Origin of the sequence: Winogradskyella sp., from assembly GCF_045105575.1 — a bacterium.
Lineage (GTDB): Bacteria > Bacteroidota > Bacteroidia > Flavobacteriales > Flavobacteriaceae > Winogradskyella.
Genome location: NZ_JBGCDQ010000028.1, coordinates 61326 through 82152, shown reverse-complemented (window position 1 = coordinate 82152; position 20827 = coordinate 61326). Strand labels below are relative to the sequence as shown.

Below are 20827 nucleotides of genomic sequence, written 5' to 3'. Positions count from 1 at the left end.
GACTATCTCTCGAAAAAAATTACTAATTTTGCAATCATTTTATCAAAGACAAATACAAATCCGATAAAGTATTTATAATTATGGCAAAAAAAGCTGAAGTTTCTGTTGAAGAGCGATTGAGAGCACTATATGATTTACAATTAATTGACTCTAGAGTAGATGAAATAAGAAATGTCAGAGGTGAGCTTCCTTTAGAAGTTAGAGATTTAGAAGACGAAGTTGAAGGACTCAACTTAAGAATGGAAAAGCTGAATGACAGTTTAGCTATCATTGATGATTCTATTAAGTCAAAGAAAAACTTAATTGAAGAAGCAAAATCTTTAATGACCAAATACAGTGAGCAACAAAAGAATGTTAGAAATAATAGAGAATACAACTCATTAACTAAAGAGATTGAATTTCAAGAATTAGAAATTCAATTAGCTGAAAAGCACATTAAAGAATTTAAAGTTCAGATAGAGCAGAAAAAAGTAGTAATTTCTGAAACTAAGGACCGTTTAAAAGATCGTAATGCACACTTAAAGCACAAAAAAGGTGAGCTTAATGAAATTTTAAAAGAAACGGAAAAAGAGGAAGAAGCACTTAACGGTGAATCGGAAAAATTTCAAAAGAAAATTGACGAGCGTTTAGTAAAAGCCTACCAAAGAATTAGAAACAACGTTAAAAATGGTTTAGCAGTTGTGGCTATTGAGCGTGGTGCATCTGGAGGATCTTTTTTTACTATTCCACCACAAGTACAGGTAGAAATTGCATCTCGTAAAAAAGTAATTACAGATGAGCACAGTGGACGTATCTTGGTTGATGCTGCTTTAGCTGAGGAAGAAAAAGTAAAAATGAATAAATTATTTGCTAAATTAAGCAAGTAGTCATTTCACAAGAGATAAGACTTAAGCCTTTGCAAATTGCAAAGGCTTTTTTTATTTAAGATAACTTTAGAATAATAAAATTTAAGGATTTGTAATTTTACACGACTACCGAAAAAAGAAAACTATAACCTCAGGATTTTGTTTAATAAGATCCTGAAATAAATTCAGGATAAATGAAAAAAGTATTAAGTATTTTAGTTATCGCACTATTATTTAGTTGCCAAAATCAGGCGCAAAATAATCCAAAACAACAAGCTGTGATAGATGCAGAACCTGTGGTTGTGCCATTACAAGATGGCAAAGCCAGAGCTTATTTCGCAAGTGGCTGTTTTTGGTGTGTAGAAGCTATTTTTGAAAGCGTAAAAGGTGTGGAAGAATCTATTTCGGGTTATGCTGGAGGTCACACAAAAAACCCAACATATGAATCGAGTAACACAGGCAGAACAGGTCATGCCGAAGCTGTAGAGATTATTTATGATCCAAAAGTGGTCAGTTTCGCTACCTTAGTAGACGTGTATTTTGGTTCTCAAAACCCGACTCAGGTTAATGGTCAAGGACCAGACAGAGGCTCGCAATACCGTTCTATCATTTTTTACCAAAACGACGAACAAAAGAAAATTATAGAAGAAAAAAAAGCTGCTTTGGCCAAGGAACTAGATGCCACCATTGCTGCGGAAGTGTATCCGTTTCAAAAGTTTTGGGTTGGTGAAGATTATCATCAAAACTATGAGCGTTTACACCCTAATCAAAGTTATATCAGAAATGTATCTATTCCGAGATTAAATCGTTTTAAGGCTAAATTTCCTGAGTTGTTGAAGGATGAAGAGAAGCATTAAGACCTCGCAGGTTTAAAAAACCTAGCAGGTCTAAAAATTCGTTTAATTTAATATTAAAGACCTGCGAGGTTTTTTAAACCTGCGAGGTCAAATAACGGTTTTCCCCTCTGGGGAATTAAAGGGGCTTCTTTTTAGTCGCCTTCAACTCAAAAATCATAGGATACAATTGATTTTTCATCTTATACATTCCAGATTCGGTTTTTATTAAATCAGGAAATACATCATATGGACTTTCATCATATTCATTCAGATATTCAATTTGTAATCCGGCTTCAATAAGTGCATTTACAACTTCACTTAATCCATGATTCCAGCCATATTCCTTACTCACCATTTTTGAAGATTGATCAGCATAAGTGCCCTCGTATTCTTCATAAATCGCTTCTTTTCTATTATAGTGATATTTCATTTTTGATTCACCATCAACATAATCAAACATCCAAAGTATCGGATGAAACTCCACAATATAAAATATACCACCAACATTAAGACGCTCAGTAATCATTTTTGCCCAAGGTTTTAAGTCTGGCAACCAACCTATCACACCATAGCTTGTATATACAATATCAAAAGTTTTAGAAACATATTTAGAGGTATCCAAAACATTACAACAAACAAAATCTGCATCAAGGTTTAGTTCTTCATTTAACTGCCTCGCCAACGTTATACCTTCATCGCTTAAATCTACACCAACACATGTCGCTCCCTTTCTACTCCAACTCAATGTATCTTGTCCAAAATGACACTGTAAATGTAAAAGCGATTTATCCTTCACATTATCTAAAGCTTTAAGTTCATATGGCATTAATGATGTTTTTCCTTTTTTAAAAGCATTCATATTGTACATGTCACTTTGAGCATGTATGGCTACTTTTTTATTCCAAGTCGCTTTATTTACATCAAAATAATTAGTGTCGTCTTTCATGGTTGGTTAATTTTGCCTGTAAATTAAAATATATTTTTCACATGAAATCATTATACATAGGTCTAATCTGTTTATTACTAGTTTCAGCCTGTAAATCTGAAACCTCAAAAACAGTTGAGCCAGCAGAAACAAAAGAATTAAGTATTGCTGAAAAAATTGCAAATGCTCATGGTTTCGAAAATTGGAAAAATGTTAAAGATGTTAAATTCACCTTTAAAGTGGATAGAGATACCATTAAAGGCGACGGACGCTCTTGGGAATGGTTTCCTAAAAAAGATAGTGTTGTTATGAAGGCTGGCGAACAACATGTGAAATTCTTAAGATCAAACCTAGATAGTGTGCCACCAAATGCAGATCGGAACTTTATTAATGATAAATTTTGGGTATTTGTACCTTTTCAACTCGTTTGGGATGCTACAGCAACAATCTCAGCGCCTAAAAAAGCAACAGCACCAATTAGTAAAGATGAATTAAACATGATTACCATTTTGTATCCAAATGAAGGTGGTTATACACCAGGTGATGCTTATGATATTTTCTATGATGATACATATCTCATTAAAGAATGGAATTTTAGAAAAAGTAATGCAGCCGCACCAACCCTATCCACAACTTTTGAAAATTACAAAGATTATAACGGTATTAAAATTGCCACTGATCACAAAATGGAAGGTGGTCATTGGAATTTAAATTTCGCAGATGTCAGCATAACATTGCAGAAATAGAATTATCACACTACTTTTACAAGCTATAATGTAAGTTTCACGAGAAGAGTTCACACTTAAAACGTATAGCTTACATTTTCCGCCTTTTGGCGTCTATTATATATTAAAAAGCGCTTTGTTTTCAAGGCGCTTTTTTTGTGCTTTTAAATCCTTATTTTTGTTACAAACCGAAAATCAATTCAAATTGTCCAACTATAAACCTGGTCTTGATTACGCAAAAGAACAAGACACTTTAGACGAATTAGCAAGCTATAGACAGCAGTTTCATATTCCGAAAGATAAAAACGGAAAGGAACTTATTTACTTATGCGGAAATTCACTTGGATTGCAACCAAAATCGACAAAAACTTACATAAATCAAGAATTAGAAGATTGGGCAAACCTTGGTGTGGATGGACATACACATGGCAAGAATCCATGGCTAGGTTATCATGAATTTTTAACAGAATCCACAGCAAAATTAGTAGGTGCAAAACCTATTGAAGTCGTCACCATGAACTCTCTAACAGCGAACCTTCATTTTATGATGGCTTCATTTTACAAGCCTACAAAAGAGCGTAATAAAATACTTATTGAAAGTGATGCATTTCCGTCAGATAAATATGCTGTAGAATCGCAATTACGGCATCATGGTTACGATGACAAAGAAGGTTTAATCCTTTGGACACCAAGAGAAGGTGAAGAATTATTACGTTATGAAGATTTAGAAAGCCTTTTAGAAACGCATGGCAAGGAAATAGCTTTGGTTATGATTGGCGGAGTTAATTATTACACAGGGCAATTTTTCGATTTTAAACGTATTACAACATTAGGTCACAAACATGGCTGTATGGTTGGTTTTGATTGTGCACATGGAGCCGGAAATGTCAATTTAGATTTACATAACTCAGGTGCTGATTTTGCCGTTTGGTGTACTTACAAATACATGAATTCTGGCCCAGGAAGTTTATCTGGTTGTTTTGTACACGAGCGTCATGCACACAATAAAGATTTAAACCGTTTTACAGGTTGGTGGAGCCACAACAAGGCGACACGTTTTAATATGCGACACGAGTTTGATGTATTACCTGGAGCAGAGGGTTGGCAATTAAGCAATCCTCCGATTTTATCTATGGCTGCTATAAAAGCATCCCTAGATTTGTTTAGCGAAGTAGGCTTTGATAAACTGCTTAAAAAATCCAAAAAACTCACTGGTTATTTTGAGTATCTCTTAAAAGCATTAGGAGAGGATACGATTAGAATTATCACACCTGAACATCCTAATGAACGTGGTTGCCAACTCTCAATTCAAGTTTTAAAAGCAGATAAAACATTACACACCAAATTAACAGAAGCAGGCGTTGTAAGCGATTGGCGAGAACCAGATGTGATTAGATGTGCACCTGCACCATTATACAATTCTTTTACAGATGTGTATTTGATGGTTGAAAAAATGAAAACTATTTTAAACTAAATGTCACCTCGAGCGCAGTCGAGAGATCTCTAAAAGGTCTCGACTGCGCTCGACCAGACAGAATAACACATATGAACAAACAACAAAACATACTCATCATTGGCGCAGGACTCTGCGGAAGTTTACTAGCTTTAAGACTAGGACAACGCGGCTACAACGTTACTGTTTACGAAATGCGAACCGACTTACGCAAAACAGACATTTCTGCTGGTCGTTCAATTAATTTAGCATTTTCAAATCGTGGTAACAAAGCGATTAAACTCGTCGGTTTAGAAGACAAAGTCAATGAACTTTGCATACCAATGAATGGTCGTATGCTTCATGATAAAGATAGCAACACGTTTCTATCTAATTATAGCGGACGCGATTACGAATACATCAATTCCATTTCGCGAGGACAACTCAACGCTTTACTTTTAGACGAAGCCGAAAAACATGAAAATGTAACCATCCATTTTAACAAAAAATGTAAATCTGTTGATTTTGAAAATACAACCGCAACGTTTCAAGATTATGAAACAAAAGACGAATTTATAGAAGATGCAGATTGTATCATCGCCACAGATGGAGCAGGTTCGGCACTGAGAAGAAGCTACTTTTTAGAACGTAAATTCTTATTCAGTTTTTCGCAAGACTATTTAACACACGGCTATAAAGAACTTAGCATCTTACCTACCGAAACAGGAGACTACAAAACCTACAAAAACGCTTTGCACATTTGGCCAAGAGGTGATTTTATGGTGATTGCATTACCAAATTTAGATGGTAGTTTTACAGTAACCCTATTTTTGAGTTATGCGGAAGGTGAATACAATTTCAATAACTTAACTACACCAGAAATTGTGACCGAGTTCTTTCAAAAGGAATTCCCTGATGCTTTAGAATTAATGCCGAATCTCGTTGAAGATTTCTTCGACAACCCAACAGCACCTTTAGGAACAGTGAAATGTTCACCTTGGCATTATAAAGGCAACACCTTATTAATGGGAGATTCAGCACACGCTATAGTTCCGTTTTACGGCCAAGGGATGAATGCCTCTTTTGAAGATGTTGTAGAATTTGATAAAGTACTCGACCAAAATTTAGACAGTTGGGAAGCCACTTTTGAAGCTTACGAAAAGAATCGAAAAAAAGATACAGATGCCATTGCAGATTTGGCTGTTGATAATTTTCACGAAATGAAGAGTCACGTTGGTCAAGCCATTTTTCAAGAAAAACGAAAAATTGAAATGGCTTTGGAAAAGGAATTTCCAAAAGACTATTCATCAAAATATAGCTTAGTTACCTTTAATGAGCACATTGGTTACCGTGAAGCCATGTTAAGAGGACGTGCACAAGACAAAGCGATTTTAAATATGTTATCTGATGGAGAGGTCTCGACTACGCTCGACCTGACAGACCAGACAGTCATAAAAAATATTTTAGATAAAGTAAAAACTGAAACCGAAGCGATTTTAGAGGAGGATAGGGTTGCAAAATTCGGCCCATCCTAACCTTCCCAGAGGGAAGGAACTAATTTCTAAATAAAAAAATAATCAAAACTCAAATTCCCGCTTTGAGTTTTTCCCCTCTGGGGAAATTAAAAGGGGCTTTTTTTAACATGAATGAAGTAACACCAAGAGGAGCATATCCTCACGTTAAACAAGTCGGCGATTTTATTTTCGTCTCAGGCACAAGTTCTCGACGACCAGACAACACCATTGCAGGTGTAGATATTATTGACGAAATGGGAACCAAAAAGCTAAACGCTTATACCCAAACCCAAGAAGTCTTAAAAAATATTGAACTTAATTTAGCTAAAGTGGGAGCATCCTTAAAAGATGTGGTAGATGTCACCTCATTTTTAGTGAATATGAACGATTTTGCAGATTACAACAAAGCTTATGGCGAGTTTTTTGATAAAGCAACTGGACCAACACGCACAACGGTTGCTGTGCACCAGTTACCACACCCTGATTTGGTGATTGAAATAAAGGTGATGGCATATAAAAAGCAATAGATTTAAGACCTCACAGGTTTTAAAAACCTGTGAGGTCTAGAACACATAAACATTAGTGAATTCGTGGCAATTATAAAAAACTACATCAACGGCAATTTCTATAACCCTATTGAAGATAATTGGATTGACAACTACAACCCTTCAAACGGAGAAATCTATGGACAAATTCCAAACTCTTCAAAAGAAGATGTAGAAAATGCATATAAAGCTGCAAAGTCTGCCTTCCCAAGCTGGTCACAAACTTCTTTAGAAGAACGAAGTCGTATTCTAATTAAAATTTCAGAATTACTAGAAACTAACTTACAGCGTTTTGCTGAAGCCGAAAGTAAAGATAACGGCAAACCTGTGTCTTTAGCAAAAGCGATTGACATACCAAGAGCTGCAAGTAATTTTAGATTCTTCGGTAATGCCATTACGCAGTTTGCTAGCGAAAGTCATGAAAGTGTTGGGCAAAACGCTATCAATTACACATTAAGACAACCTATTGGAGTTGTCGGTTGTATTTCTCCATGGAACCTCCCACTCTATTTGTTTACTTGGAAAATTGCGCCAGCACTAGCAGCAGGTAATTGTGTGGTTGCCAAACCAAGTGAAGTCACACCAATGACGGCTTATTTGTTAGGCGAAATTTGTAACGAAGCGGGTTTACCTAAAGGTGTTTTGAATATTGTTCACGGACTAGGAGGTTCAACAGGTCAAGCCATTGTAGAACATCCAGATATTAAAGCTATTTCTTTTACAGGTGGTACGGCAACTGGTGCTCACATTGCAAGAGTCGCTGCACCACTATTTAAAAAACTATCTTTAGAGCTAGGAGGTAAAAACCCAAACATCATTTTTGCAGATTGCGATTATGACGATATGTTAAATACGACAATACGTTCGTCATTCGCCAATCAAGGTCAAATCTGTTTATGTGGAAGTCGTATTTTTGTAGAAGCGTCTATTTATGAGAAATTTAAATCAGACTTTGTTTCAAAGGTAAACGCATTAAAAGTTGGTCATCCTTCAGAAAAAGACACCAATATTGGAGCACTAGTATCAAAATCACATTTAGAGAAAGTAAAAGACTATATTACAATTGCAAAAGAAGAAAACGGAGTAGTTTTATGTGGTGGAAATGAAGTCAATGTTCAAGGTTATGAAAATGGTTATTACTTGAAACCGACGGTAATTGAAGTTCCAAATGATAACTGCAGAGTGAACCAAGAAGAAATTTTTGGACCTGTCGTTACCATTATGCCTTTCAATACGGAAAATGAAGTACTAGAAATGGCGAATAAAGTAAAATACGGATTATCCGCTACACTTTGGACGAACGACTTAAAACGCACTATGGGCATGAGTAACCAACTACAAACAGGAATCGTTTGGGTAAACACTTGGATGATGCGTGATTTAAGAACGCCTTTTGGTGGCGTAAAAGCGTCTGGAGTTGGTAGAGAAGGAGGTTTTGAAGCCTTGCGCTTTTTTACGGAAGCTAAAAATGTTTGTATAAAATATTAGAAGCCCATCTTCCGTCTTCCCAGAGGGAAGATACTTTATTGAACAAAAAAATTAAAATAAAACTATAAATAAAACTCTTATTTACCCGATTAAGAGTTCCTTCCTGAAGCCTGTGCTGAGCGCAGTCGAAGTAGGAAGGTTAGGATGGGCTTTTTTATGGATTTACAATTAAACAATAAATACGCACTAGTCTGCGGAAGCACAGCAGGAATAGGTAAAGCAACAGCAATGGCATTAGCTGCAGAAGGTGTTCAAATCACACTAATTGCAAGAAACGAAGAGAAGCTAAAAGCTACACTCGCTGAGTTACCTCAACAACGCCATCACGATTATATTGTTGCTGATTTTTCAAATCCAATGGAACTAAAATCGAATGTTGCCGATTATATCTCTAAACATCATGGTTTTCATATTTTGGTGAATAATACAGGAGGTCCAAAAGGAGGGCCTGTCTTTTCTGCGGAAGTTGATGAATTTGAAGCCGCTTTTACCCAACATTTAAAATGCAACCACGTCTTAGCGCAAGCCGTCGTTCCTTTTATGAAAACTGAAGGCTATGGCAGAATTATCAACGTAATTTCAACTTCGGTTAAACAACCCTTGGACGGACTAGGAGTGAGTAATACCATTAGAGGAGCTGTAGCCAATTGGAGTAAAACCTTGGCAAATGAATTGGGTCAATTTGGTATCACCGTCAACAATGTATTACCTGGCGCCACAAGCACAGAACGTTTGACTGAAATCATTAAAAATAAATCAAACAAAACTGGCAAAACCGAAGAAGAAGCTGCTAATGCTATGAAAAGTGCTGTGCCTGCAAAACGTTTCGCTAAACCAGAGGAATTAGCAGATGCTATTACGTTTTTAGCAAGCGAACGCGCAAGCTACATTAATGGAATTAATCTTCCTGTTGATGGAGGACGAACAAAGAGTTTGTAAAAGCACATCCTAACCTTCCCAGAAGGAAGGAATTATTGCGCAAAATACATTATATTTATATCAGTATTATTTTTAACCAAACTCAAATTCCCACATTGAGTTTTTCCCCTCTAGGGAAATTAAAAGGGGCTTCTCTTTATCATGAGCAAACTATTTCCACCCATTAATTTCAAAGCATGGATTGAAGAAAATCGTCATTTATTAAAACCACCTGTTGGCAACAAAGTGGTTTGGAAAGATGGTGATTATATTGTGATGGTCGTTGGTGGACCCAACAGCAGAAAAGACTACCACTATAATGAAACGCCTGAATTTTTCTATCAGATTGAAGGCAATATGGTGTTAAAGGTTATAGATGACGGTGAACCTAAAGATATTCATATTAACGAAGGTGATATTTTTCTATTACCACCAAAAGTCCCTCATTCACCGCAACGCGGAGCCAACACTGTAGGTTTGGTAATCGAATATCCAAGAGAAAAAGGAGTGAAAGATGCGCTCCTTTGGTTCTGCGAAAGTTGCACGACTAAACTCTACGAGGAGGATTTCACTGTCGAAAATATAGAAACCGATATGCCTGTAATTTTTGACAAATATTATGGAGATGAAGGCAAACGAAAATGCCCAAATTGTAGTGCAATAATGCAACCACCAAAGAAAGTGAAAAGCCCATCTTAATCTTCCCAGAGGGAAGAAACCAAAACTAATTATGAATAATAGTAACGAAAATAGTTCTTCTCCATTAGGGAAGTTAGAAGGGGCTCGAAAACTTAGAATCAACGGTCACTCACACCTTCTTCCTTATCCCGAAGAAATTCCGCAATTCATGAAAGATAAAGGCATCTTTTGGGTGGATAAAGACCGAAAATTCATGCTTCAAAAAGATTGGAACCGTCCTATTACAGATTCTAGTTTTTTCTTGAATGAAAAGCTGGCTTGGATGGAACGTTTTAAAATTGACCATGCGGTTGTTTTAAATCTGTCTCAACTCTATGGCAACGGTTTGCGCGTTGAAGAAATGAAGCAGGCGTTGCGTTTTCAAAATGATTTTAATGCTAAAGTACAACGTGAAAACCCAAGTAAATTTACTTGCGGTTTTGTGGTACATCCTGGTTTTGTAAGAGGTGCCTGTTGGGAAATTCAGCGTTGTGTTGAAGAATTAGGTATGCAATTACTCTGCTTACCTACGCATTATATGGATACCATTGGGACTTGGCGTTGTATTTTTGATGAAGAAAATGAGCCAATTTTTGAGTTGGCCGATAAATACAATCTAGCGGTTGAAATTCATCCGTATGATGGTGAAAAATTTATAAAATTAGAAAATACCTCTTGGCGTTTTCATTTAATTTGGATGTTGGCCCAATGCGCAGATGCCTACCATTTTTTAACCTTAAATGGCTACCAAGATAAATACCCAAACATGCGAACTTGTTTTGCACATGGTGGACAATTGGCTCAAATTAATTTAGGACGACGTATTCAAGGTTTTGATGGACGACCAGATTTATTTGAAGGTAAAAGTCATCCTAGAAAAGCCGTTGGACACAAAAATATTTTCTTTGATACCTTAGTACATGATACTGGTGGCTTAGAATTATTAATTAAAAACCAAGGTTCTAAACAAGTTTTAATGGGTCTTGACGATCCTTATCCTTTAGGTGAAATGGAAAGCGAAAAACAATCGTCTTATCCTGGTAAAATTTTAGATTTAGCTATGGAGAGAGAAATCATTACCGAAACGCAACGCGATGCCATTTGGGAAGACAATGTCATTCAATGGTTGTGTGGAGATGATACTGCAATGAAAGAAAAGCTCGTCTCTCGGATATTATCATAAATTTGAATAGTTACTTATGAAAAGACTCGGCATTTATTTAGCGCTATTTGGTATTGCTGCCATCGTTCTACCTTATTTTGAACGACAACTTTTTATTCTATCTTGGATTGATAATTGGGGAACATTCGTTTCTTGGGTTATTAAAATCGGACTTGTTATTGTTGGTGGACTCGTGTTTTTTTCGAGTCAGTTAAAATCAAAAAAGGTAGATGTATCTCAAAACGATACCGACCTTTAATTTATTAGTTATGTATTTTCTTCCTGAAGCTTTAGACGATTATGTAGTATCACATTCTGAACAAGAACCAGAATTACTGCAACAACTCACCAGAGAAACCTACCAGAAAATATTACAGCCCATTATGCTTAGTGGTCCTTATCAAGGACGTGTTTTAAGTATGATTTCTAAATTAATTCGTCCGAAGTCCATTTTAGAATTAGGCACTTTTACAGGCTATTCCACTTTGTGTTTGGCTGAAGGTCTGCAAGACGATGGAGAACTTCATACTATAGATATCAATGAAGAGTTGGTGGATTTTCAACGTAAATATTTTAACAAATCAACTTATGGACCGCAAATTATTCAGCATACAGGATCTGCTTTAGATATTATCCCAAAACTCAATCACAGCTTCGATCTTATTTTTATTGATGCTGATAAACCTAATTATTCTAATTATTTTCATCTCATCATTGATAAACTGAATGCAGGAGGTATTATTCTTTCTGATAATGTGTTGTGGCACGGCAAAGTGCTAGAGCCTTTAGATGACAAGGATAAATCTACAAAAGCCGTTTTAGATTATAATACACTTCTTAAAAATGATACGCGTATAGAAACCGTTCTTTTGCCCATAAGAGATGGTTTAACCATTAGCCGAAAAATATGATTGCACAATCTAACACTCTTGATATTAGAACAGTTGATGTCGTTAAATACATTACGCCTTTGCGAGAAGGAGGCTCTTTACCTGCTATCGTTGAGGCTAGTGATGGCTTTCTATATGTTTTAAAATTTAGAGGTGCTGGACAAGGAAAAAAAGCCTTAATCGCTGAATTTATTGGTGGTGAAATTGCAAGAGCCATAGGTCTAAAAGTACCTGAATTGGTTTTTATGAATTTAGACGATTCATTCAGTAAAACAGAGCCAGACGAAGAGATACAAGACCTACTTAAATTTAGTATTGGTTTAAATTTAGGCTTACACTATTTAAGCAGTTCTATTACCTTTGATCCTTTAGTTTCTGTTGCCGATGACCTAACCTCTTCTAAAATAGTTTTGCTCGATAGTATTATTAGCAATATAGACCGTACCGTGAAAAACACCAATTTACTCAACTGGAATAATGAACTTTGGGTTATAGATAATGGCGCAAGTTTCTATTTTCATCATCATTGGGATACGTGGCAAAATCACCTTACAAGAACATTTCCACTTATAAAAGATCATGTGCTTTTAGAACGTGCAGACCTATTAGAAGAAGCGGCTCAGGAAATCACGAAAACACTTCAAAAAGACACTATTAAAAATATTGTTGATAGCATTCCTGAAGATTGGTTACTAAATGAATCTGACACGCTTACGCCAAGTGGCATGAGAGCTGCCTATATGGAATATTTACATTCAAGACTTTTAAAAATAGAATCATTAGTTAAAGAAGCGAACGATGCCAGATAGAGTTACTTTTGAGTATGCCATTATTAGGCTGGTTCCTAAAGTTGAGCGCGAAGAATTTTTCAACATTGGAGTGATTTTATTCTCGAAAAGAAAAAAATTTCTGGACGTCATCTATAAAGTCGATGAAGACAAATTAAAGGCTTTTTCGTGTGAACTGGATTTAGAAGCTATTGCGGCGTACTTAAAATCTTGGGAATTAATTTGCAAAGGAGATATTAAGGCTGGTGCAATTGGTGAATTTGAAATTTCTGATCGTTTTAGATGGTTGGTAGCGTCTAGAAGTACTATTATTCAAAGTTCGAAAACACATTCTGGACTAACCGAAGATCCTGAAAAAGAATTAAAAGCAATTTTTGAAACCTTTGTTTTGATGCCTTAACAGCATTTTAGCTTGTATAAAACTCAAAACGAAGCGCAATCAACACTTACTTATTCCGCTTTAACGATCCTGTAAAATCTTCGAGATCATCTTTTACTTTGTTGATTTCATCTTGAATTCCTTTAGCAGCATCAGTATCTACAATATTACTTTCTTTGGCACTTTTAGTGACTTCGTGCTTAATATCGTTAGTGGCATCTTTAAGTTGACGCATGCCTTTACCTAAACCACGTGCAATTTCAGGTAGTTTATCTGCACCAAAGACCAGTACCACAATAAACAGTACAAAGACTATTTCGGTACCTCCTATAAATAATAATGTTGGTTGTTGTATCACGTTGCAAATATAGTGAGTTTGTAATTATTGTGCTTCAAATAAAAAATAAAAAAAGCCAACTCAAAAAGTCGGCTTTAGTTTATAACATGAGACGTGTTGGGTAATTAATCTTTCGTCTTATTCTTAAAGTTATCAAATTCACTTTCCTTCACCTCTTTAGGCCAAGTATTATTACTGGTATCTACATCAGCCGTTTCTAAATCTGGATCTACAATAATAGATACAATCTCTTTATCACTGGCTTTAGCCTTACTCACTTCTTTATCATTAAGTCTCCAAATTTGTGCAGGATAGGTTTCTCTTTCTTTAGTACCATCTGCATACGTGTACTCAACAATAATTGGCATTACGAGTCCACCTGGCTTATTAAAAGTAACTTGATAAAAATATTTAGGGGATTTTTTTAAAGCTTTTTGCTCATCTGGAGTAAAGTTATCCATAATATATTCCTTTACTGTTGGCAAATTATCGATGGCTTCGGCATTCTTCATAGCATCCTCGTAACCTTCAGCTCCTTCTTCAATAAAGTAAACCAGACTATTTGGATCTCTATTGTAGCGCTCTGCTAATTGTTTTCCATTTTCATTTGGTGTTCCTGTTACTGCAAATTTCTTAACTTCTTTAATACCGATATCGGTATAATCCGTTGTGTAAAACCAACCTCTCCAGAACCAATCTAAATCTACAGCAGAAGCATCTTCCATGGTACGGAAAAAATCTTCAGGTGTTGGGTGCTTAAACATCCAGCGATTCGCATATTCTCTAAACGAATAATCAAAAAGCTCACGACCCATAATTGTTTCTCTTAAGATATTTAAAGCCGTTGCTGGCTTTCCGTAAGCATTGTTACCAAACTGGTACGTGTTTAAACCTTTGGTCATAATAGGTGCAATATAATCTTGGTTGCCTCCCATATATCTTACAATATTTTTAGCAGGTCCTCTACGAGATGGATATTTTTTATCCGTTGGCGAAAGCGCTGCTGGATACCATTCTGCAAAATCTTGTTCTGCGACATACTGAGAAAAGGTATTTAACCCTTCATCCATCCAAGTCCATTGACGTTCGTCACTATTGACAATCATCGGAAAAAAGTTATGTCCTACTTCATGTATAATAACGCTAATCATACCATATTTTGTTCTATCAGAGTAGTTTCCTTTTTCATCTGGACGACCAAAATTGTAACAAATCATTGGATATTCCATTCCCATTGGTGCGTGAACCGAAATAGCCTTGTGGTAAGGATATTCAAACGTCATACGTGAATAGGTTTTTAAAGTACTTGCTACGGCTTTAGTTGACCATTGTTCCCAAAGTGGATTCCCTTCTTTAGAATACATTGATACAGCCATAACATCTTTATCACCAACTTTAACTGCCATCATATCCCACAAAAACTTACGAGAGGTTGCGAAACCAAAATCACGTACCATTTGTGCCGACAGTTTCCAAGTTCGTTTGTCTTTACTCTTCGATTTTTCTGTTTTCTCTGCTTCCTTTTGCGTCACAATCATAACAGGTTCGTCATATGATGTTTTCGCTTTGTTGTAACGTTTCATCATATCTTTAGTAAACACTTCTTCTCTATTAACTAAATAGCCTGTACCATCTAAAATATGATCTGCAGGTACTGTAATATTTACGTCAAAATCTCCAAATGGTAATGCAAACTCATCGCGTCCCCAAAATTGAGAATTCTGCCAGCCTTCCACATCATTATAAACAGCCATACGTGGATAGAACTGTGCCATAACGTAAATGCGATTGTCATTTTCTTCAAAATACTCATAACCAGAACGACCACCATCTGTAACGTGATTGTTAATTTGGTACCACCATTTTATTTGGAATGAAAATTGGTCTCCAGATTTCATAACATTTGGTAATTCTACACGCATCATCGTGCGGTTGATGGTATGAGGCAGATCTTTACCATTAACATCCTTAACATGCTCTATATTAAATCCACCATCAAAACGCTCTTTTAAATAAGATCTTACAGCTCCCGAAGATGATGATGCTGGTGCAATTCCTGAACTACCTATTAAAGGAGTCTTGGAATCTTTAGCACGCATGTTTTGATCTAATTGTACCCAAAGATATTTTAAATCGTCTGGCGAATTGTTCGTATAAGTAATGGTTTCATCTCCGTACAATTTTGCATTGACATCGTCAATTTCAATATCCATTTTGTAATCCGCTTGTTGCTGATAATAAGCCGGACCAGGTGCTCCAGATCCTGTTCTAAACATATTTGGAGTGGCAAATTCATCATATAACTGTTTGAATTTGTTTTCGTTAGTGTGCCCTTGTTGGCGCTCTTCCTTAACCTCGTCTTGAGCATAAGTCGTGTAAGATGCCAGAAGCATTGAAAATAAAAAATACTTAAAAAATTTCATAGTTAGTTATTAGTGTTTTTATGTGAGGACTAAATTAGTAATTTATGATGGCTTTATTAGGGTTTTATTCAAAAGTTTAACAAGCAAGCATCGTTTTCTGGCACTAACAAAAAGCTCTTGTTTTTGTTTAGTAGCTTTAAACGTAGAATATTTTGTTGCTCGGCAAAGGCATCAAATAAAATTTGATTGGTGACTGCAATAGACTTTATATCTGAAACATTCTCCACTTCTAAATAACAATAGGTAATATCATCTTTGTATTCTTTGCCTATAAATTTGAAGGTTACCGGTTGGCCATTCACTTCAACTTTAAATTTATCGGTTAAATACCGATTCATGTATTTTTCGATGCTAGCAGATTCATTTTCAGCGTCTAAAGTAATGGTTTCATCAAAACGCTTTCGCAATAAGGTTTCAAAATCATCTATAAATATTTGACTTATAATTTGAAGTGATTGTTGTTTCTCGGAATATTCAATTTGCGTGACACTCACATAATACTCATGTTTATGACTGTTAGAAATTAAAACAGGAAAAAGAAAAAAAGCGAATAAAAGGGATTTTAATGTCATTGATTTGTATTAGGATTCATAATGGAATAGCAAAAGGTATTCCAGAAAATTAATCTTTTACTGAATTTAGATTTTCTCTATAAATTAGGAGCTTTGCTTGTAAAAATTCTATCAGCTTAATATCGTTGTTCTGCTGGCACAAGGTTAAGAAATCGTCATCTTCTTGGCAAAACAAATAATATTCGGTTTTTAAATTTTCGGCTAAGGTATCATTTTCAAAAATAAGCGACTCGTAATTATTTTTTAAACGTTGTATGCAAGCATCTCTATTATCGAGTTCTACAATAGCTTTCAACTTTTTTGTTCTGCCAGTTACCTTGTTTAAAAGTTTATGAAGATTGACTCCAGCGCCAGCACCAAAAGGACCTCCACCTATAAAACCATTTGGTCCAGAATCGGCGTCAAAAAGCTTACGTTCGTTCTGTGTGAGTTGTTTTCCGGTATATCCAGGAATACCTAAGTCGTAAAAGTTAATTTCAGGTTCGGCATCAGAGTTTTCTAAATCCGACTCTAAACTTCCTGTTAAAATCTTGCCGACCACAACTTCGCGTAACTCATTAACGTCTTCAACAAGAGTCACCCTTACTTTTTCCGCCTCCATCATGGCTGCACTTATTATCACCTCTTGTAATTTATACTTTACACCAGAAATGACCAACGTATCTGATACGCTTGCAGGAATCACAAAACTACCACCTTCGTTAGATATGGTATATTTTATATTTGTTTTATTTAAAATATGAAGTCCCTCTACCTCATCATCTGCGATAAGTTGTCCTTTGATTTCTTTAGTTTGCGCTTCTGCAAAAAGGCTTAAAAGAAAGGCAACCGCGTATATGAGTATTTTACTTCCCTTCATCTAATTGATTTTTAAAACGACTTAGTTTTTCTAATAGAAAACTGACATCATTTAACTCATTGTCATCAGCGCATATGGCATTAAAATTTTCATCTTCTAGGCAAAACTGAAAAAACTCTGCTTGGTGTTTTTTAGGAATTTCGATAGCTTCAAAAATAGTATTTGCATAATTATCTTTCAACCTGTTTACACATTTTTCGTTAAACTCGGTTTTAACACGTGCTTTGTATTCTTTAGTATCACCGTTAACTCGGTTTAAAATTTTATGCACATTTATCGCGAGACCGATTCCATAATAGTAAACAAACTGCCCATGGTCCGCGTCGTGTAGACGCTGTTCGCTTTGAGTTAGTGGTAAATTTGTGTTTCCTGGAATTCCCAAATCGTAGAAATTAATTTCGGGCTTGGCATCAGAATTTTCAATATCAGACTCTAAACTTCCGGTTAAAATTTTACCGACAACCACTTCATTAAGCACATTTATATTTTCTACAAGTTTGATGCTTAATTCACCTTTAGCCATCATGTCTGCTGTAATCACAATTTCTTGTGGCTGATATTTTACACCAGAAACATAAAGCCTATCAAGAACTTCCGCAGGCATATTAAACCCTCCGTTTTCATCTGAAATGGTATATTTTACTGCTGTTTTATTGAGGATATGAAGTCCTTCGACATCATCATTGGCAATTAGCTGTCCCTTCAGTATTTTTTGTTGTGCGGCAACAGAAAACAAAGTTAAAACCATTAAAAAAAGACAAAACGGTTTACTCTTTTTCACTTATCTCTTTTAAAAACGACTTACTTAAAACAGAAATGCGTTCTAAAAGTTGCAGCTCTTTGTTGTCTTCAAATAAGGTTTCGTCCACTCCTGCTTTTTCAACGAAATCGGTAAATGCTTCGATTTGGTTTAAAGGAATATTAAAATTGGTATGTATGTAATTAATACTGTATTCGTCAATGGCCTTCTTAAAAGGAGTGAGTTTTAACTTTTCATCTTTTTTAGAAGTTTTATCAATACCAACCACTTGTTTGAGTAAAAAACCTGCCACATTGACTAGGTTTACCATATTTTCTACACTCGGATTATTTTCATTAAACGCCAAATTATCGGCTCTAGTTTTATAATCTGCAGAGAATTCAAAATCTTCAATATGGTCCAATCCAAAATACACATCATCAAGACTGACGTTATAGGTTCTTACGTTTTCTAAATCTGCATTAAAATTTCCTGTAAGATCAAACGGTAAAATAACCACCTCATCTAATTTATTCACTTCTTCAACAAGAATTACTGTTAAACGTTTAGAGTTAATAATTTTTTCTGAAATTCTTACTGTAAAATCTTGAAACTGCAATGCACCAAACTGAACAACATCATTTAGTGCCACACTAAGTTTAAAGTAACCATCTTTGTCTGTAACTGCTCCTTGATTGGAAGACGAGTTATATACCGTAACTCCTTCCTTATCTTCTGTTGAAACAATAATTTTACCATTAATAGGTATTCTTTTAATGTCTTGACCAATGGCTGATAAGGCAAAAAATGTAAATAAAATGAGTACTATTTTTTTCATAATAATTGCGGTTGTAGTAAATTTCGACTTTATTCTTAACTTTTCATAGTAATCTGTTAATAAATGTTTGTTAAATAGTAATGAAGCCTCAACAAAACCTTTATTTTTCTTTAATTTTTAATACTAAAATACTTCTATTTTGAAATCAATGCTTATAGCGAGTACCTCAACCATTCACGGAAGTGGTTATTTAGAATACCTTTTAGACAGACTTAAAATACATTTTAAATCTACAGAAGAAATTCTATTTATTCCATATGCAAGACCTAGAGGCATTTCTCATAATGAGTATACAACCATAGCAGTTAAAGCGTTTAAAAACATTGGTAAAACTGTAAAAGGAATTCACGAATTTGAAAGTCCAGAGACCGCTATAACAAATGCAAAAGGGATTTTTGTTGGAGGTGGCAACACTTTTGTTTTAGTGTCTCAGCTATATAAGAATTCTGTTTTGTTGCCCATTAAAAATGCTATAAAAAACGGCACTCCATATCTAGGCACAAGTGCTGGTAGCAATATTTGCGGATTAACCATGCACACTACAAATGATATGCCTATTGTATATCCTCCAAGTTTTAAAACCTTAGGATTAGTACCTTTTAATATCAATCCACATTATTTAGATCCAATTGAAGGCAGCAAACATATGGGCGAAACACGAGAAACACGAATAAAAGAATTCCATGCCTACAACACACCACCAGTTATTGGCTTGCGCGAAGGCAGTTGGATTGAAGTTAAGGGGAACCAACTCACCTTAAAAGGCACTTTAGAAGCGCGTATTTTTGAATATAATAAAGCGCCTTATGAAATTGCCACAGCATCGGATTTAGGTTTTTTGTCATAATACTTAGAAAAAAAACCTGACACTAATTTCATCAATCATTACATAAAAAACAGTATGGAAACCGCTTTTGAAACTCAAATTGTAAAAACTAAAGCCTACAATAAAATCACTGTAATTATTTTTGGCATTTTATATTTAATTTCTACGTTTTATATTTTTCTATATGATAAGGAAAATCAAAATATCTATTTAAAATTTGTAGCACTTGCCATTTACATTAGTGGTATTTATTTTTTGTTTGGTCAATCGTTTATTAAGCCAAAAAAAATCGGTACGCTTAGAATCACCAAAGCGCACATAGCTGTTGAAAAAAATGATTTGAATAAACATATTGCTCTTGAGCAACTTGAGCATATTGGACTCAACTATCTCGATTATGGAAGTTGGGCTACCCATTCCATCTATGGAAACAAAAATTATTTAGAAATTACAGAAACATCTGGCGACACCCATAAATTTGAAATTCTTATTAAAAATAGACGTCATAAAAATGACTTAAAAACCATTTTAAGAAGTCCTGAATTTGATGAAAAGTTTGATATTATAACGATGCCACTATCTCGGAAAGTGTTTTAAAATCAAGCAATTATTAAAGCTTTTTCAAAAAGTGATACCCTAAAATTTCATAACCTTGGTTATAGTAAAACTTGTGCGACGGATAATTTTGAACATAAGTATTCAATTCCATAGACTGACAGTCTTTTTGGGATACATAATTTTGTATCCACGCCATAAATTCCTTGCCTAAGCCTTTATTTCTGTGTTCTGGTTTTATGTAAACATGATCTAGCTCCACAGATTTTCCAATATAATGCCGTGTAGAAAACCACAAACCCGTAATCGCAATTAAATCGTTATCTAGAAAGACACCAGCACATGTGTAGTTTTGTTGTTTCATTTCATTGAAACGTTCTTTCAGAATAGCTTCGTCCACCTTGCCTTCGTTAAGTTTAAAAACAAGCGGAATAATTTGATCTAAATTTTCGTTTGGTATAATTTTGAATTGATAGTCCATGTCGTAATATTAATAGTATAAAAGTACGTATTTCATACGGTTTTAAATTTTTACTAAAACTTATAAACCATA

Annotated in this window: 24 protein-coding genes; 16 read left to right on the top strand and 8 right to left on the bottom strand. The window is 35.1% G+C overall.

The features are described from left to right. The first annotated feature begins 80 nt into the window (after positions 1-80). Positions 81-866: a zinc ribbon domain-containing protein gene (locus AB8B52_RS07530; RefSeq protein ID WP_406026765.1), complete on the top strand. Its 786-nt coding sequence runs from the start codon at positions 81-83 to the stop codon at positions 864-866. A 173-nt stretch (positions 867-1039) separates the two neighbouring features. Further along, positions 1040-1702, top strand: a complete 663-nt coding sequence (gene msrA / locus AB8B52_RS07525) for a peptide-methionine (S)-S-oxide reductase MsrA (RefSeq protein ID WP_406026763.1) — start codon at positions 1040-1042, stop codon at positions 1700-1702. A 115-nt stretch (positions 1703-1817) separates the two neighbouring features. Here msrA and AB8B52_RS07520 read toward each other — a convergent pair whose 3' ends face one another. Next, on the bottom strand, positions 1818-2627 hold the full coding sequence (locus tag AB8B52_RS07520) for a class I SAM-dependent methyltransferase (protein WP_406026761.1): 810 nt from the start codon (positions 2625-2627) through the stop codon (positions 1818-1820). Positions 2628-2668: 41 nt separating this feature from the next. Between AB8B52_RS07520 and AB8B52_RS07515 the strand changes: the two genes are divergently transcribed. The 12 genes from AB8B52_RS07515 to AB8B52_RS07460 all read left to right on the top strand — a co-directional run bounded on the left by AB8B52_RS07515 (position 2669) and on the right by AB8B52_RS07460 (position 13146). Then, positions 2669-3352 carry a hypothetical protein gene (locus tag AB8B52_RS07515; protein ID WP_406026759.1) on the top strand — a complete coding sequence of 228 codons (684 nt, stop codon included), beginning with the start codon at positions 2669-2671 and terminating at the stop codon, positions 3350-3352. Positions 3353-3536: 184 nt separating this feature from the next. Next, positions 3537-4805, top strand: coding sequence for a kynureninase (gene kynU, locus AB8B52_RS07510; protein WP_406026757.1), 1269 nt, complete (start codon positions 3537-3539; stop codon positions 4803-4805). 71 nt (positions 4806-4876) lie between these two features. Next, complete coding sequence (locus tag AB8B52_RS07505; RefSeq protein WP_406026755.1) at positions 4877-6298, top strand: FAD-dependent oxidoreductase; 1422 nt, start codon at positions 4877-4879, stop codon at positions 6296-6298. A 107-nt stretch (positions 6299-6405) separates the two neighbouring features. Further along, positions 6406-6804 (top strand): RidA family protein, encoded by a 399-nt coding sequence (locus AB8B52_RS07500; protein WP_406026754.1) that lies wholly within the window; start codon positions 6406-6408, stop codon positions 6802-6804. A gap of 63 nt (positions 6805-6867) precedes the next feature. Then, positions 6868-8310: an aldehyde dehydrogenase gene (locus tag AB8B52_RS07495; RefSeq protein ID WP_406026752.1), complete on the top strand. Its 1443-nt coding sequence runs from the start codon at positions 6868-6870 to the stop codon at positions 8308-8310. A 156-nt stretch (positions 8311-8466) separates the two neighbouring features. After that, the gene (locus AB8B52_RS07490) at positions 8467-9249 is read left to right on the top strand and encodes an SDR family oxidoreductase (RefSeq protein WP_406026750.1); all 783 of its coding nucleotides are present in this window, start codon (positions 8467-8469) and stop codon (positions 9247-9249) included. Positions 9250-9390: 141 nt separating this feature from the next. After that, positions 9391-9927, top strand: a complete 537-nt coding sequence (locus AB8B52_RS07485; RefSeq protein WP_406026748.1) for a 3-hydroxyanthranilate 3,4-dioxygenase — start codon at positions 9391-9393, stop codon at positions 9925-9927. A 31-nt stretch (positions 9928-9958) separates the two neighbouring features. Beyond that, on the top strand, positions 9959-11089 hold the full coding sequence (locus AB8B52_RS07480; protein ID WP_406026746.1) for an amidohydrolase family protein: 1131 nt from the start codon (positions 9959-9961) through the stop codon (positions 11087-11089). A gap of 16 nt (positions 11090-11105) precedes the next feature. Beyond that, positions 11106-11327, top strand: coding sequence for a hypothetical protein (locus AB8B52_RS07475; RefSeq protein WP_406026744.1), 222 nt, complete (start codon positions 11106-11108; stop codon positions 11325-11327). Between the two features lie 10 nt (positions 11328-11337). Continuing rightward, positions 11338-11979: an O-methyltransferase gene (locus AB8B52_RS07470; protein ID WP_406026743.1), complete on the top strand. Its 642-nt coding sequence runs from the start codon at positions 11338-11340 to the stop codon at positions 11977-11979. Further along, positions 11976-12767: a HipA family kinase gene (locus tag AB8B52_RS07465; protein ID WP_406026741.1), complete on the top strand. Its 792-nt coding sequence runs from the start codon at positions 11976-11978 to the stop codon at positions 12765-12767. Before AB8B52_RS07470 ends, AB8B52_RS07465 begins: the two co-directional genes overlap by 4 nt. Next, positions 12757-13146, top strand: a complete 390-nt coding sequence (locus AB8B52_RS07460; RefSeq protein ID WP_406026739.1) for a DUF3037 domain-containing protein — start codon at positions 12757-12759, stop codon at positions 13144-13146. Before AB8B52_RS07465 ends, AB8B52_RS07460 begins: the two co-directional genes overlap by 11 nt. Positions 13147-13192: 46 nt before the next feature. Here AB8B52_RS07460 and AB8B52_RS07455 read toward each other — a convergent pair whose 3' ends face one another. The 6 genes from AB8B52_RS07455 to AB8B52_RS07430 form a co-directional block, all read right to left on the bottom strand. Then, the gene (locus AB8B52_RS07455) at positions 13193-13483 is read right to left on the bottom strand and encodes a twin-arginine translocase TatA/TatE family subunit (RefSeq protein ID WP_406026738.1); all 291 of its coding nucleotides are present in this window, start codon (positions 13481-13483) and stop codon (positions 13193-13195) included. Positions 13484-13587: 104 nt separating this feature from the next. Then, complete coding sequence (locus AB8B52_RS07450) at positions 13588-15885, bottom strand: M1 family metallopeptidase (protein WP_406026736.1); 2298 nt, start codon at positions 15883-15885, stop codon at positions 13588-13590. A 68-nt stretch (positions 15886-15953) separates the two neighbouring features. Next, complete coding sequence (locus AB8B52_RS07445; RefSeq protein WP_406026734.1) at positions 15954-16457, bottom strand: DUF6702 family protein; 504 nt, start codon at positions 16455-16457, stop codon at positions 15954-15956. Positions 16458-16506: 49 nt separating this feature from the next. Beyond that, on the bottom strand, positions 16507-17316 hold the full coding sequence (locus AB8B52_RS07440; protein ID WP_406026732.1) for a hypothetical protein: 810 nt from the start codon (positions 17314-17316) through the stop codon (positions 16507-16509). Further along, complete coding sequence (locus tag AB8B52_RS07435) at positions 17303-18097, bottom strand: hypothetical protein (RefSeq protein WP_406026730.1); 795 nt, start codon at positions 18095-18097, stop codon at positions 17303-17305. The genes AB8B52_RS07440 and AB8B52_RS07435 overlap by 14 nt, the downstream gene beginning before the upstream one ends. Next, positions 18084-18893 carry a carboxypeptidase-like regulatory domain-containing protein gene (locus tag AB8B52_RS07430; RefSeq protein ID WP_406026728.1) on the bottom strand — a complete coding sequence of 270 codons (810 nt, stop codon included), beginning with the start codon at positions 18891-18893 and terminating at the stop codon, positions 18084-18086. Before AB8B52_RS07430 ends, AB8B52_RS07435 begins: the two co-directional genes overlap by 14 nt. Positions 18894-19041: 148 nt before the next feature. On the opposite strand from AB8B52_RS07430, the gene pepE reads away from it, so the two are divergent. Then, positions 19042-19740, top strand: coding sequence for a dipeptidase PepE (pepE, locus tag AB8B52_RS07425; protein ID WP_406026767.1), 699 nt, complete (start codon positions 19042-19044; stop codon positions 19738-19740). A 54-nt stretch (positions 19741-19794) separates the two neighbouring features. After that, positions 19795-20316: a hypothetical protein gene (locus AB8B52_RS07420; RefSeq protein WP_406026726.1), complete on the top strand. Its 522-nt coding sequence runs from the start codon at positions 19795-19797 to the stop codon at positions 20314-20316. Positions 20317-20329: 13 nt separating this feature from the next. Here AB8B52_RS07420 and AB8B52_RS07415 read toward each other — a convergent pair whose 3' ends face one another. Continuing rightward, positions 20330-20755, bottom strand: a complete 426-nt coding sequence (locus tag AB8B52_RS07415; RefSeq protein WP_406026724.1) for a GNAT family N-acetyltransferase — start codon at positions 20753-20755, stop codon at positions 20330-20332. Between the last annotated feature and the right edge of the window lie 72 nt (positions 20756-20827).